Source organism: Kitasatospora sp. NPDC059747, from assembly GCF_042732955.1.
Taxonomy (GTDB): Bacteria; Actinomycetota; Actinomycetes; order Streptomycetales; family Streptomycetaceae; genus Kitasatospora.
On the sequence record NZ_JBHWGV010000003.1, the window covers coordinates 55,601 to 69,711 of the forward strand.

Annotated in this window: 11 protein-coding genes; 7 read left to right on the forward strand and 4 right to left on the reverse strand. The window is 73.4% G+C overall.

The features are described from left to right. Positions 1-1,565: MFS transporter (locus tag ACFV4G_RS02150; RefSeq protein WP_380435543.1), on the forward strand; the 1,565-nt coding region annotated here is incomplete at its 5' end. Between the two features lie 63 nt (positions 1,566-1,628). On the opposite strand, the gene ACFV4G_RS02155 is transcribed toward ACFV4G_RS02150, so the two are convergent. Then, a complete protein-coding gene (locus ACFV4G_RS02155) occupies positions 1,629-2,147 on the reverse strand; it encodes a GNAT family N-acetyltransferase (protein ID WP_380435545.1) in 519 nt (172 codons plus the stop codon). A 53-nt stretch (positions 2,148-2,200) separates the two neighbouring features. Between ACFV4G_RS02155 and thpR the strand changes: the two genes are divergently transcribed. Then, positions 2,201-2,794, forward strand: coding sequence for an RNA 2',3'-cyclic phosphodiesterase (thpR, locus tag ACFV4G_RS02160; protein ID WP_380435547.1), 594 nt, complete (start codon positions 2,201-2,203; stop codon positions 2,792-2,794). Here the strand turns inward: thpR and ACFV4G_RS02165 are convergent, their stop codons facing one another. Next, on the reverse strand, positions 2,795-3,385 hold the full coding sequence (locus tag ACFV4G_RS02165) for a TetR/AcrR family transcriptional regulator (RefSeq protein WP_380435549.1): 591 nt from the start codon (positions 3,383-3,385) through the stop codon (positions 2,795-2,797). Between the two features lie 110 nt (positions 3,386-3,495). Between ACFV4G_RS02165 and ACFV4G_RS02170 the strand changes: the two genes are divergently transcribed. Continuing rightward, positions 3,496-4,290, forward strand: a complete 795-nt coding sequence (locus tag ACFV4G_RS02170) for an SDR family oxidoreductase (RefSeq protein WP_380435551.1) — start codon at positions 3,496-3,498, stop codon at positions 4,288-4,290. Between the two features lie 429 nt (positions 4,291-4,719). On the opposite strand, the gene serC is transcribed toward ACFV4G_RS02170, so the two are convergent. Then, positions 4,720-5,838 carry a phosphoserine transaminase gene (gene serC / locus ACFV4G_RS02175; RefSeq protein ID WP_380435553.1) on the reverse strand — a complete coding sequence of 373 codons (1,119 nt, stop codon included), beginning with the start codon at positions 5,836-5,838 and terminating at the stop codon, positions 4,720-4,722. Between the two features lie 163 nt (positions 5,839-6,001). Then, complete coding sequence (locus tag ACFV4G_RS02180; RefSeq protein WP_380435555.1) at positions 6,002-7,102, reverse strand: citrate synthase 2; 1,101 nt, start codon at positions 7,100-7,102, stop codon at positions 6,002-6,004. A gap of 418 nt (positions 7,103-7,520) precedes the next feature. Between ACFV4G_RS02180 and pdxH the strand changes: the two genes are divergently transcribed. From pdxH to fxsT, 4 genes are all read left to right on the forward strand, one after another. After that, positions 7,521-8,153 carry a pyridoxamine 5'-phosphate oxidase gene (gene pdxH / locus ACFV4G_RS02185; protein WP_380435760.1) on the forward strand — a complete coding sequence of 211 codons (633 nt, stop codon included), beginning with the start codon at positions 7,521-7,523 and terminating at the stop codon, positions 8,151-8,153. A gap of 155 nt (positions 8,154-8,308) precedes the next feature. After that, positions 8,309-8,500, forward strand: a complete 192-nt coding sequence (gene fxsA, locus ACFV4G_RS02190) for an FxSxx-COOH cyclophane-containing RiPP peptide (RefSeq protein ID WP_359967709.1) — start codon at positions 8,309-8,311, stop codon at positions 8,498-8,500. Positions 8,501-8,660: 160 nt separating this feature from the next. Next, positions 8,661-10,043 carry a TIR-like protein FxsC gene (locus ACFV4G_RS02195; protein WP_380435558.1) on the forward strand — a complete coding sequence of 461 codons (1,383 nt, stop codon included), beginning with the start codon at positions 8,661-8,663 and terminating at the stop codon, positions 10,041-10,043. Next, positions 10,033-14,046, forward strand: a complete 4,014-nt coding sequence (gene fxsT, locus ACFV4G_RS02200; protein WP_380435560.1) for an FxSxx-COOH system tetratricopeptide repeat protein — start codon at positions 10,033-10,035, stop codon at positions 14,044-14,046. The genes ACFV4G_RS02195 and fxsT overlap by 11 nt, the downstream gene beginning before the upstream one ends. Positions 14,047-14,111 lie beyond the last annotated feature (65 nt).

Consider the following 14,111-nt stretch of genomic DNA (forward strand, 5'->3'; position numbering starts at 1 on the left):
CGACGGCCGTTGTACGGGCCGTCGCGCCGCGAGGGGAGAACACCGTGACACCGCCGGCCGCAGCCGCCGCCGCCATCCGTACCGACGAGCCGACCACCGACCCCGCCGCGGCCACCGCCGCGGCCGCCGATAGCCAGGCACCCGCCCCCACGGGGCTGCCGGGCAACGGCGACGACGACCCCGACGAACGCACCGCGGCGGACGACCCCGCCGCTCCTGGCCGCAGCCACGCGGCCGCATCCCCGACCGGTGCCACCTTCACGCGGCCCCGGGGGATGTTCTCCTCACTGCGCGTTCGCAACTACCGCTACTACTTCGCCGGCCAGGTGGTGTCCAACACCGGTACCTGGATGCAGCGGATCGCCCAGGACTGGCTGGTGCTCAGCCTCACCGGCAGCCCGCTCGCCGTCGGCATCACCACCGCGATGCAGTTCCTGCCGATGCTGCTGCTGGGCCTGTTCGGCGGCGTCCTCGCCGACCGGATGCCCAAGCGCCGGCTGCTGATCTACACCCAGGGCGCGATGGGCCTGCTCGCCGCGGGCCTCGCCGTGATGACCGTCGGCGGCATCGTGACGCCGTACTACGTGTACGCGTTCGCCCTGCTCCTCGGCCTGGTCACCGTGGTGGACAACCCCACCCGGCAGGCCTTCGTGTCCGAGATGGTCGGCCCGAAGGACCTCGCCAACGCGGTCAGCCTCAACGCCGCCAACTTCCAGACCGCGCGCCTGGTCGGCCCCGCCGTCGCGGGCCTGCTGATCGCCGCGGTCGGCAGCGGCTGGGCGTTCGCCGTCAACGCGCTGTCCTTCGCCGCCGTGATCGGCGGACTGCTCGCGATGCGGGAGAGCGAGCTGCGCCCGACCGAGCCGATCGCCCGCGAGAAGGGGCAGCTGCGCGAGGGACTGCGGTACGTGAAGGAGCGGCCCGAGCTGCTCTGGCCGATGGTGCTCGCCGGGTTCATCGGCACCTTCGGCTTCAACTTCCCGACGCTGCTGGCCGGTTTCGCGCACGACACCTTCAAGGTGGGCGCCGGGCAGTACGGCCTGCTGAACACCGCGATGGCGGTCGGCTCGCTGGCCGGAGCGCTGCTCGCGGCCCGCCGGGGCGCGCCGCGCCTGCGCCGGCTGGTGGCGGCGGCGCTGGGCTTCGGCGCGCTGGAGGTCGTGGCCGCGTTCGCGCCCGACTACTGGACCTTCGCGGCGCTGCTGACGCTGATCGGGGTGTTCGGGCTGAGCTTCAACACCTCGGTCAACTCGATGCTGCAGCTGGCCACCGACCCCGAGATGCGGGGCCGGGTGATGGGCCTGCTGGTGCTGGTCTTCACCGGCGGCACGCCGATCGGCGCGCCGATCGTGGGCTGGGTCACCGCCTCGTACGGGCCCCGGCTCGGGTTGCTGGCCTGCGGGCTGGTGTCCGCGCTGGCGGCCGGTGCGGTGGGCCTGGTGCTCGCCCGCAGCGCGGACCTGAAGGTGCGCTTCGACCTGCACCCGGGCCGCGGCGGCCGGGTGGTGGCCGTCGTGCCGCGGACCCGTGCCACGTCCAAGTCCCAGCTGGCTCCGGCCTGCTGACGAATCGTCAGGCCTCGGGTGCGGCGACGCCCCCGAGGCCTGAGGTGTACCCGGACGCTGTCCCTAGAGCCGGATCTCCAGGACCTGGCCGACCCACACGCCGTTCGGCTGCTCGACCTCGAAGGACTCGGTCTCGGTGAAGCCGAGGGCCCGGTACTGGCCGACGAGCTTGCGGTCGTTGCCGCCGTAGCAGTCCACCCGGAGCAGGCCGATGCCGCGCCGGCGGGCCTCGTCGAGCGCGTCGGCGATCAGCGCGGCGCCGATGCCCGAGCCCTTGCGCGTGCGGTCGGTCACCAGGTTGCGGACGTACAGCTCGCGCTCGTCCACCGCGGGGATGTACTGCCCCCGCTCCTCGGACAGGACGCACGCGCCGACGGTGCGGCCCTCGTCGTCCACGGCCAGGCGCATCAGGAACGGCTCGCGGCCGTACTTCTCGACGTGCTCCACCCGGGCCGGGAGGGTGGAGAAGGGCTGGTCGCCCCACTGGCCGGTGCGGCCCTGGCCGGCCAGCCAGGCCACGGCGCCGTCGAGCAGGGCGAGCAGGTCGGGCACGTCTTCGGGGCCCCCGTTGCGGATCTTCATGGAGAAAGTTCTAGTGCAGACGACGGCTCGGCGGAAGGGCGGAAGATAAGACCATGAGATTGTTTGTGGCGGTGCTCCCGCCGGTCGAGGCGTTGCAGGGGCTCTCCGACGCGGTGGCGCCGGTGCGCGGGCTGCCCGGGGCGGACCGGCTGCGCTGGACCACGGTCGACGGCTGGCACCTGACGCTGGCCTTCCTCGGGCAGGTGCCGGAGGACCGGTTGCCGGAGCTGGAGACGGCCCTGGCCGCCGTCGCCGAGGCCCACCCGGCGCACCGGCTGCGGCTCGCGGGTGCGGGCCGGTTCGGCGACCGGGTGCTCTGGGCGGGGGTCGAGGGGCAGGCCTGGGCGCTGCGCAGGCTCGCCGAGGCCGTGAACGAGGCCACCGCGGACGTCACCGGCGAGGTGGACGCGTTCGCCTTCCATCCGCACCTCACGCTCGCCCGGGCCGGTTCGTCGCGCGGGCACCGGAGGGCCGTCCAGCGGGTCGCGGCGGCCGAGCTGGAGGGACTGGCCGCCGCGCTGGCCGACTACCGGGGGCCGGAGTGGGAGGCCGCCGACCTGCGCCTGATGAAGAGCGACCTGGACGGCGGCTTCGCGCACTACGAGACCGTCCGCGCGTGGCCGTTGGCGCGCTGGGCGGTCGACTGATCACGGCCAGGCGCGCATCGCGACGGCCGCGACCTGCTCCAGCTCCGCCCGGCTCGCGCCGTCGCGGGCGCGCAGCGTCATGCCGTGGACGACGGTCGCGATGAACTGCGCCAGCGCGGCCGGGTCGGTGCCGGCCGGCTCCAGGCCGGCGGCGACGTCGGCGCGGATCCGGGACTCCAGGTCGCGCACGTTGGCCTCGCGCTGCTCGCGGACGGCCTGCACGACGTCGGGCGAGGTGCAGTTGACCGTCGAGCCGACCAGCAGGCAGCCCCAGGGGTGGGCCGGGTCGGTGAGCACGGCCGCGGCTTCGCGCAGCATCCGGTCGACGCCGGCCCTGGTGGTCGGCTCCTCCGCGAAGGCGCGCGTCGTGTGGATGCCGTACGTCTCCTGGTAGCGGGCCACGACCTCGGCGAAGAGCGTCCGCTTGTCGCCGAAGGCCGCGTACAGGCTCGGCGGGCGGATGCCCATGGCGGCGGTGAGGTCGGCGACCGAGGTGGCCTCGTAGCCGCGCTCCCAGAAGAGCCGCAGGGCCTGTTCGAGGGCGGCCTCGCGGTCGAAGGAGCGGGGGCGCCCGCGCGTCGTGCTGGTCATGGCCAGATTTTATATCGAGCGCTACAGAAGCCGTGCTACGGTTCCATTCATTAGCGATCACTACAGAAACAGATCGCTGCAGGAGTCGACCGGAGTGAGGGGGCGTGGCCATGGGCGCGCTGGCAGGGAAGACGGCACTGGTGACGGGTGGCAGCCGGGGCATCGGGCGGGGCATCGCCGAGCGGCTCGGCCGGGACGGCGCGCTGGTCGCCGTGCACTACGGCCGCAACGGGAAGGCCGCCGAGGAGGTCGTGCGGACGATCGAGGCGGCGGGCGGACGGGCCTTCGCGATCGGCGCCGAGCTGGGCGTGCCCGGCGACGCCGACGCGCTGTGGGCGGCCTTCGACCAGGGGCTGGCGGCGTACGGCGCCGAGCACGGGGCCGGCCACGGCGGGGGAGCCGAGGGGCTGGACGTCCTGGTCAACAATGCGGGCATGGGCCTGTTCGGGAGGGTCCACGAGCTGGCCGAGGCGGGCTACGACGAGGTGTTCGCGGTGAACGCCAAGGCGCCGTTCTTCGTCGTCCAGCGAGGCCTGGAGCGCCTGCGGGACGGCGGGCGGATCGTCAACGTCTCGTCCGCCGTGACCCGGGTGGCCTTCCCGTCGGCCATCGCCTACGCGATGACCAAGGGCGCGCTGGAGACCTTCACCCTGGCCCTGGCCGAGGAGCTCGGGCCGCGCGGGATCACCGTGAACGCGGTGCGGCCCGGCGTCGTCCCGACCGACGTCAACCCGTGGCTGGAGGACCCGGCGGCGCGGGAGCGGACGGCCGGGCAGTCGGTGCTCAAGCGGGTCGCCGAGGTGTCGGACATCGCCGACATCGTGGCCTTCCTGGCCTCCGCCGACTCCCGGTGGGTCACCGGCCAGAACATCGACGCCACCGGCGGGGCCGGACTCGGCGTCTAGCCGGGGGTGAGCCGGAGGTACGCTCGTTGACCGTGGATCCCAAGACTCGCATGCGCATCGTGACCGGCACCCTGGTGCTCCTGCTGGTCGTCGTCCTGGTCGGCTCGCTGGTCAACCGGTAGCGGTGGCACCCCGGCGGGCCTCCCGCCGGGGGCAGTCCGGCGGCACTCCGGCGGCACCCTTGCAACACTCCGGCAGCAGCCACGCGGCAATGACGAGAGGGGGGGCCCCCCCCGGGGGGGGGGCGCGGGCGGGGGGGGGGGGGGGGGGGGGTGGGCCGCGTCGACCGGGTGGAGTTGCTGGGGGGGGGGGGGCGGGCGGGGGGCCGGGCGGCGCCACCTTCGAAACCCCGCGCCCCCCCCGCGGGCCTATGGCCCCGCGGCCCCCCCCCGGGGGGGGGGCCCCCACTCGTCGTCGGTGTGCCGGGTGCTAGAGCGCCTCGACCACGTAGTCGATGCACTGCGTGAGCGCCTCGACGTCCGCCGGGTCGATCGCCGGGAACATCGCGATGCGCAGCTGGTTGCGGCCGAGCTTGCGGTACGGCTCGGTGTCCACGATGCCGTTGGCACGCAGTGCCTTGGCGACCGCGGCGGCGTCCACCGACTCGTCGAAGTCGATCGTGCCGACCACCTGCGAGCGCTCGGCCGGGTTGGCGACGAACGGGGTCGCGTAGGACGACTTCTCGGCCCAGCCGTACAGCCGGGACGAGGAATCAGCCGTACGGGCGACGGCCCAGTCGAGCCCGCCGTTGCCGTTCAGCCACTCCAGCTGGTCGGCCAGCAGGAACAGGGTGGAGAGCGACGGGGTGTTGTACGTCTGGTCCTTCGACGAGTTGTCGATGGCCGTCGGCAGCGAGAAGAACGGCGGGATGTAGCGGCCGGAGGCGGCGATCTCGGCGGCGCGCTCCAGGGCGGCCGGGGAGAAGGTGGCCAGCCACAGGCCGCCCTCGGAGGCGAAGGACTTCTGCGGGGCGAAGTAGTAGACGTCGGTCTCGGTGATGTCCACCGGCAGGCCGCCGGCGCCCGAGGTGGCGTCCACCAGTACCAGCGAGCCCTCGTCCGCGCCCGCCGGGCGCGCGATCGGCATCGCGACACCGGTCGAGGTCTCGTTGTGGGTGAGGCCGTAGACGTCCACGCCGGCCTCGGCGACCGGCAGCGGGTGGGTGCCCGGGGCGGTCTTGATCACGCTCGGCTCGCCCAGCCACGGCGCGGCCTTGACCGAGGAGGCGAACTTCGAGGAGAACTCGCCGAAGTCCAGGTGCTGGGACTTCTCCCGCACCAGGCCGAAGGCGGCGATGTCCCAGAAGGCGGTGGAGCCGCCGTTGCCGAGCACCACCTCGTAGCCCTCGGGCAGCGAGAACAGGCTGCTCACGCCCTCGCGCACGCGCTTGACCAGGTTCTTCACCGGGGCCTGGCGGTGGGAGGTGCCGAGCAGGGAGGTCTGGGTGGCGGCGAGGGCACTCAGGGCCTCGGGGCGCACCTTGGACGGTCCGCAGCCGAAACGGCCGTCTGCGGGCTTGATGTCAGCGGGGATCTGGATCTGAGCCACGCGCCGCAGCCTACCGGCCGGGGCACGGGCGGGGATACGGTCGTCCGCGTCCTGAGACTGTGATCTCGACTGCTCCCGGACAAGCCGAAGCGGGTCCGGCCGGGGCCGGACCCGCTGGTCAGGGACGGTGCGTCAGGGGGACGCCGGGGGCGTCCGCCTGACGTCAGTGGACGATGGCGTCCCAGCCCTCGATCTCCTCGGGGCGACGCGCGCCGGGGCCGATGTAGCGCGCGGAGGGGCGCACGAGCCGGCCCGTGCGCTTCTGCTCCAGGATGTGCGCCGACCAGCCGGCCGTGCGCGCGCACGTGAACATCGAGGTGAACATGTGCGCCGGGACCTCGGCGAAGTCCAGCATGATGGCGGCCCAGAACTCGACGTTGGTGGCGAGGACGCGGTCCGGGCGGCGGTTGTGCAGCTCCTCCAGCGCGGCCTTCTCCAGCGCCTCGGCGACCTCGAAGCGCGGCGCGCCGAGCTCCTTGGCGGTGCGGCGCAGCACGCGGGCGCGCGGGTCCTCGGCGCGGTAGACGCGGTGGCCGAAGCCCATCAGGCGCTCGCCCTTGTCCAGCGCGTTCTTGACCCACGTGACCGCGTCGCCGGTGCGCTCGATCTCCTCGATCATGCCGAGCACGCGGGAGGGCGCACCGCCGTGCAGCGGGCCGGACATCGCGCCGACCGCGCCGGACAGCGCGGCGGCGACGTCGGCGCCGGTGGAGGCGATGACGCGGGCGGTGAAGGTGGAGGCGTTCATGCCGTGCTCGGCGGCCGAGGTCCAGTACGCGTCGACGGCCTTGACGTGCTTCGGGTCCGGCTCGCCGCGCCAGCGGATCATGAACCGCTCGACGACCGTCTCGGCCTTGTCGATCTCGCTCTGCGGGACCATCGGCAGGCCCTGGCCGCGGGCCGACTGGGCGACGTAGGACAGGGCCATGACGGCGGCGCGGGCGAGGTCGTCGCGGGCCTGCTCGGCGGAGATGTCGAGCAGCGGCTTGAGGCCCCAGACCGGGGCGAGCATGGCGAGCGCGGACTGGACGTCGACCCGGATGTCGCCGGAGTGCACCGGGATCGGGAAGGGCTCGGCGGCCGGCAGGCCGGGGTTGAACTTGCCGTCCACCAGCAGGCCCCACACGTGGCCGAAGGAGACCTTGCCGACCAGGTCGTCGATGTCCACACCGCGGTATCGGAGGGCGCCGCCCTCGCGGTCGGGCTCCGCGATCTCGCTCTCGAACGCGACGACTCCCTCAAGCCCGGGTACGAAGTCGGACATGCGACGGCTCCTTCAGTTCTGCGATCGGCGCTCCGCCGTGGTGGGGCGGGCACGCCAGTGACCGAATGGTGGTTGGCACTCGGTGCCAGAGTGGCAGGCACGGGGTGCATTGCGCCATACACCACCGTGGTGATGTTTCCCGCGGGCCCGCTTGACTTTTCCGCCGAGGGTCGGTCGTGCCCGGGAAATCTCCGGAACCGAAAGCCGTGTTCCGGACAATTCACCGTACGACGGGCGGCCAAGCGGTGGCGAGTCACCTTATCTCCCACCGGGGTTTGTCTCGAGGTAGCGGTGCCGGTTGCTTGTCGTACGGGATGATGTTGGCGTGCAGACCCCGGAACGCGCCCAGTCGACGCCCCTGAGCCCCGCCACCCGGAACCTGGCCGACGAGGCCCGGCCCGGTCCGGACCTCACGGTGATGCGCAAGCACTACACCCACGAGGGCCTGGTCGAGGAGCAGCTCGCGCCCGACCCGCTCGGCCAGTTCACCCGCTGGTTCCACGAGGCGGACGACGCCGGCGTGATCGAGCCCAACGCCATGGTGCTCTCCACCGCCGACGCCCAGGGGCGGCCCAACTCGCGCACCGTCCTGCTCAAGGGCTACGACGCGCGCGGCTTCGTTTTCTATACCAACTACGGCTCCACCAAGGGCTCGGAGCTCTCGGCGAACCCGCACGCGGCCCTGCTCTTCCCGTGGATCGCGCTGGCCCGCCAGGTCATCGTCCAGGGCCGGGTCGAGAAGGTCGGCCGGGACGAGACCGCCGCCTACTTCCGCACCCGCCCGCACGGCTCCCAGCTCGGCGCCTGGGCCAGCGAGCAGTCCAGTCCGGTCGCCGGCCGCGAGGTCCTCGAACGGCGCTACGCCGAACTGGAACGCCGCTACCCCGAGGGCGAGGGCGTGCCCGTCCCGCCGTTCTGGGGCGGCTACCGGGTGGTCCCGGAGAGCGTCGAGTTCTGGCAGGGCCGCGAGAACCGCCTCCACGACCGCCTCCGCTACCTCGCCGACCCCGCTGCCCCCACCGGCTGGCGCGTCGAACGCCTCTGCCCCTGACGGCGGGGCGGGGGCGCGGCGGGCGCGGCGGCACAGTTGACCTGACGGTCCGTCATGATCAAGGTGCGGCGTAGTAGCATTCTGCCCGCGCGGACCTGGGTCGGATCCCACCGGGGCACCAGCCCGCCGTGCCGACACGATCGAGTGAGGGACTGATGGGCGTCACCGGTGCGGAAACCGCCGCTGGACTCGGCTCTGACCTGGTCGACGTCGCCGCCCTGCCGCTCGACGAACTCGACGCGCTGCCCGACACCGTCCTCGGCGACCTGCTGCGCCGGGTGGTCGCGGACGCGCTGACCCCCGGCGCGGAACCGCTCGCGGCGTTCCAGTCGGCGCTCGGCCGGTAGCGAGGGCGGTAGCGGGGCCGGCCGGGGCGTGCGCCCCACCACCGGTTAAACCCCCCGGAGCCTCCGAGTTCGCCAACTTCCCCGCGCGGCCGGTGGAGTTCACGACATGCTGGGTATGAAACCAGCGCCGTCGCGACACCGTCGGGCCTCGGGGGACAGAGTGCTGCAGCCTTACTTCTTCTTCAGCTACGCCCGTGTGGACTTCGAGGCGGAGGACGCCTTCGTCGACCAGTTCTTCAACGACCTGAGAGACGAGCTCGGGCGCATCGAACCCGCCGCGCGGGCCGAGGAGCTGGCGTACCGCGACACCGAGCAGCTGCGCGTCGGCGACGACTGGGCCGAGCAGCTCGCCACCATGCTGGGCCGCAGCCGCACGATGGTCGCGCTCTACTCGCCCGCCTACTTCGCCAGCCTCTACTGCGGCAAGGAGTGGACCGCCTTCCGCGGCCGCGTCCGGCGCCACCACGAGGACACCGGCGAGCTCATCCCGGCGCTGGTCCCGGTGCTCTGGGAACCGGTCGTCCCGGGCGAGTTGGCCGCCGAGGTCACCAAGATCCAGTGGGCCCAGCCGGACATGGGCGAGGCCTACGCGCGGTACGGCCTGCGCGCGCTGCTGCGCACCGGGCCGCAGGGCGACGCCTACCGGCAGGTCGTCAAGGTCGTCGCCGAGCGCGTCCGCGACGCGGCCGCGCGCCGCCTCACCGAGCTCGCCGACTTCGACCTCAACGCGGTGCGCGGCTACTTCCCCGGCCCGCAGCCGGTGGAGCCCACGGCCGCCGCGGGCATGGTCCGGCTGTTCATCGCGGCCGGCCGGGCCTCGGAGGCCGCCGCCGAGGGCGGTTCCCACGCCGGCGGCTGGTACGGGGCCAAGCCCTGGCACTGGGCGCCGTACCACCCGCCCACGACGCCGTCCCTCGCGGTGCGCGCCCAGCGGGTGATCACCGCCGCCGGACACACCACCACCCTGGAGGAGGTCGGCACGGGCCTCGGCGAGAAGCTCGACCAGGCCCGCGAGGACAGCCAGGTCAGCGTCCTGCTGGTGGACCCCTGGGTGGCCGGGCACGACCGCTACCGCACCGCACTGCGCGAGTACGACGACCAGAACCACCCCGTCACCGGCGTGATGGTCCCGATGGGCAGCGCCGACCCGGAGGGGGAGCGCGACGCGCTCTGGGCCGGCGTGCGCGGCGTGTTCCGCCGCAACTGGCTGCGCCGGAGCGACCCGGAGCACCTCTTCCGCGTCAAGGTGAACCGGGAGAACTTCGACTCCGACCTCACCATCATGGTGACGGTCGCTCAGAACAAGCTCATGGACGACAACCTGGACTGGGGGGACGATGACGGTGGCGCATTCGGCTTCGGACCCGGCGGCACCGGCGAACGGGCGATCCCCGGGCTGGCCATCCCGTTCGGTCCGCAGCCGGCCCCGGAGACCCCGCCACGGGAACCGGGGCGGTGGCCCAACCCGCCCGACGTGCCGAACCCGCGCGACCACCACGACGACGCAGCGCCCCTGAGGGGAGACCAGGACGATGATCACTGAGCCCGGAACAGAGCCGGCCCGCGGCGGACCGGGATCGGTCGTCACGTTCTACTCCTTCAAGGGCGGCACCGGCCGCACCATGGCCCTCGCCAACGTCGGCTGGATCCTCGCCAGCCGCGGCCTGCGCGTCCTCGTCGTCGACTGGGACCTGGAGGCGCCCGGCCTCCACCGCTACTACCACCCGCTGCTGGTCGACCCCGAACTCCACTCCACCGAGGGCCTGATCGACCTGCTGCGCTCCTACGTCAAACAGGCGCTGCCCTCCGCCGTCGGACCGACCGGCCTGCCCCCGGCCGCCTGGCTCGACGAACCGGGCCGGCTGGACGCCTACGTCTGCGGCCTCGCCCTCGACCTGCCGGCCGGCGGACGGCTCGACTTCCTCCCGGCCGGCCGGCAGAACGCCGCCTACGCCGCCGCCGTCACCAGCTTCAACTGGCGCAGCTTCTACCACGGGCGGGACATCCGCGGCGGCGAGTTCCTGCGCGAGCTGCGCGAACGCTGGTCCCGTACGTACGACTACGTGCTCATCGACAGCCGCACCGGCGTCAGCGACACCTCCGGCATCTGCACCGTCCTGATGCCCGACTCCGTCGTCGACTGCTTCACCTTCAGCGCCCAGAACATCCGCGGCGGCGTCGACGCCGCCCGGGCCATCGCCGAGGCCGAGGAACGGGCCATCCGCGTCCTGCCGGTGCCGATGCGGGTCGAGGACGCCGAGCAGGAGCGCCTCGAAGCCGGCCGCGACTTCGCCCGCGAGGCCTTCGCGCCCTACCTGGGCCGCTGGCTGCCCGCCGAACGCCGGGCCGGCTACTGGGCCGACGTCGAGGTCCCGTACAAGCCGTTCTACGCCTACGAGGAGGTGCCCGCCACCGTCGCCGACCGGCCGCAGGAGGCCCGCAGCCTGCTCAACGCCTTCGAACGGCTGGCCGGCTGGATCACCGACGGCAGGGTCCGCACCCTGCGCCCGCTCGGCTCCGAGACCCGCCGCCGCCTCTACGGCGCCTACCTGCGCTCCGCCCGCGCCGTGCCCCGGCAGGTCTTCGTCAGCTACGCGCCCGAGGACCGGATGTGGGCCGAGTGGGCGGCCGGCACCCTCACCCGCTTCGGCTACCAGTCCTCCCTGCACAACGCCGCCGAGCCGTACACCGGCGGCCGCCCGCCCGAGGTCGCCGGGCCGCTCGACGGCCAGGGCCGGCTGCTCGCGCTGCTCTCGCCCGAGTACACCGCGCTGCCCCGCGCCGCCGAGGTCTGGCAACTGCTCCAGGGCCGCGAACTCGCCTCCGGCTCCCCGGCCCTCGTCGCCCTGCGGCTGCAGGACTCCGACGAGCCGGTGCCCCGCCCGTTCATCGGCCAGGCCGCGCCCGACCTCGTCCGCTCCTCCGCCGTCGCCGCCGAGTCCCAGCTCTACGGCGAGCTCGGCCCGCCGCCCGGCAGCGCCCGCCAGTCCGACTCCGACAGCGGCGAGTTCCTCGCCCCCGCGCGCTTCCCAGGCACCGCCCCGCAGGTCCAGGAGGCGCCCTCGCGCAACGCCTCCTTCATCGGCCGCGGCAAGCTCCTCGAACTGCTCCGCAACCGCTTCACCGGCGGCCCCGGCGCCGTGCTCAGCCAGGTCCTGTACGGCTTCGGCGGCGCCGGGAAGTCACAGATCGCCGCCGAGTACGCCCACCGCTTCAAGGCCGCCTACGACGTCGTCTGGTGGGTGCCCGCGGAGGAACCCGCCAACATCCCGCAGAAGCTCGCCGAACTCGCCCCGCGGCTCGGCGTGCCCACCAGCGACGACGTCGCGCACACCGCCGCCGCCGTCCTCGACGCGCTGCGCCGCGGCCAGCCCTACCGCCGCTGGCTGCTCGTCTTCGACAACGCCGGCACCCCCGAGGAACTCGCCCCCTGGCAGCCGGTCGGCTCCTCCGGCGGGCACGTCCTGATCACCTCCCGCAACCAGGGCTGGGCCCGGCACGCCGGCCTCGTCGAGGTCGACGTCTTCCTCCGCGAGGAGAGCATCCGGCTGCTGCGCCGCTTCAACAGCGGCCTCTCCCTGGAGGACGCCGACCAGGTCGCCCACCGCCTCGGCGACCTGCCGCTCGCCGTCGGCCAGGCCGCCGTCTGGCTGCAGGAGACGTCCATGCCGATCGCCACCTACCTCGAACTGCTCGACGAAGAGCTCACCGAGATGCTGGAGCGCACCGCCCTGCGCACCGCCGACTACCCGCACTCCGCCGCGGCCACCTGGCGCATCTCGGTCGAGGAACTGCGCCGGATGAACGCCCCGGCCGCCCAGATCCTGGAGATCTGCGCCTTCTTCGGCCCCGACGCCATCCCGATGCGGCTGCTCTACAGCCGCGCGGTCACCCGCGCCCTGCGGCTGCCCCCGCGCGCGCCCCGCGACAAGCTCGCGATCGGCGAATTCCTGCGCGCCATCAACCGGTTCGGGCTCGCCCGCACCGACCAGGGCAGCGAGACCATCACCGTGCACCGGCTCGTCCAGGCCGTGCTCCGGGACCAGGTCGAGGAGGAACGGCGGGCCGAACTGCGCGGCGTCGTCCACGCGGCGCTCGCCACCGCCAACCCCGGCGACCCCGACGTCCCCGCCAACTGGGCCGAGTACGCCGAACTCCTGCCGCACCTGTGGCCCTCCGGCGCCGTCGACAGCGCCGACGAGGACGTCCGGCAGTGGATCATCGACTCCGTCCGCTACCAGTGGAAGCGCAGCCTGCACGAGTCCGGCCGGGAACTCGCCGAGCGGACGCTCGAACACTGGAGCCGGGACGGCTACGGCGGGCCCGGCTTCGACGTCGACAACGACGCCCAGACGCTCATGCTGCGCACCCAGCTCAGCAACATCCGGCGGTCCCAGGGCGCCCTCCAGGAGGCGTACGAGATGGACCGCGACATCCTGGACCGGTTCACCGCGACCCTCGGCCCCGAGCACTCGCACACCCTCGCCGTCGCCAACAGCCTCGGCGCCGACCTGCGCTTCCTCGGCCGCTACGACGAGGCCCGCACCCTCGACCGCCGCACCCTGGACGCGGCCCGGCGCACCCTCGGGCCCGACCACCCGCGCACGCTCATGATCACCAACAACCTCGCCGTCTCCGACTACCTGGCCGGCGACCGGCGGGCGGCGTTGGAGCGCCACCGCAGCAACTACCTCCAGCAGCGCGACGCCCTCGGCGCGCACAGCCTCTACGCGCTCTCGTCCGCCTCCAACTACGCGCGCGACCTGCGCGAGACCGGACGCCTGCGGGAGGCCCTCGACCTGCTGGAGGAGACCGTCCGGATCTACCAGCAGACCATCGGCGACGGCCACACCGACACCCTCCGCGCCCGCAAGAACCTCGCCGTGGCCCTGCGGCGGGCCGGCCGCTACAACGAGGCCCTGGAGATAGACGAGGACATCTACCAGCGCTACCTGGACATCAACGGCCCCGAGCACCCCGACACCCTCGCCGCCGCCACCAACCTGGCCAGCGACCTCAACGCCCTCGGCCTCACCGAGCGGGCCATCCCGCTCGCCGAACGGGCCCTCGCGCGGTACCGCGACTACCTGGGCGAGAACCACCCGGTGACCCTGGCGGGCGCCAACAACCTGTCCGTCTACCTGCGGCTGGCCGGCCGCCTGGAGGAGGCGAAGGCGTTGTCCGGGCGGACCCTGGCGCAGTTCCGGACGGTCCTCGGGGACCACCACCTCTACATCCCGATCGCGATGATGAACCACGCGAACGACCTGGCGCTGGCCGGGGAGACGCAGGAGGCGCTGGCCCTGGAGCTGGAGGCCGCGCCCCTCATGACCGCGACGCTCGGCCAGGACCACTACGACTCGATCGGCATCAACTCCAACCTCTCGCTGTCGCTCGCGACCGCGGGGCAGACCGAGCGGGCGGCCGAGCTGCGGGCGGACTGCATCCGCCGGGCCCGGGCGACGCTGGGGGAGGAGCACCCGACGACCGTGGCGGTGAAGGCGGGGCTGCGGCTCGACTCGGACGTGGAGCCGCCGCACGTGTGACGTGTCGTCAATGAATCGGCGCCCACCGCTGTCAAGGGGCTCGGCCGGGCGGGGTTAGGCTCGCC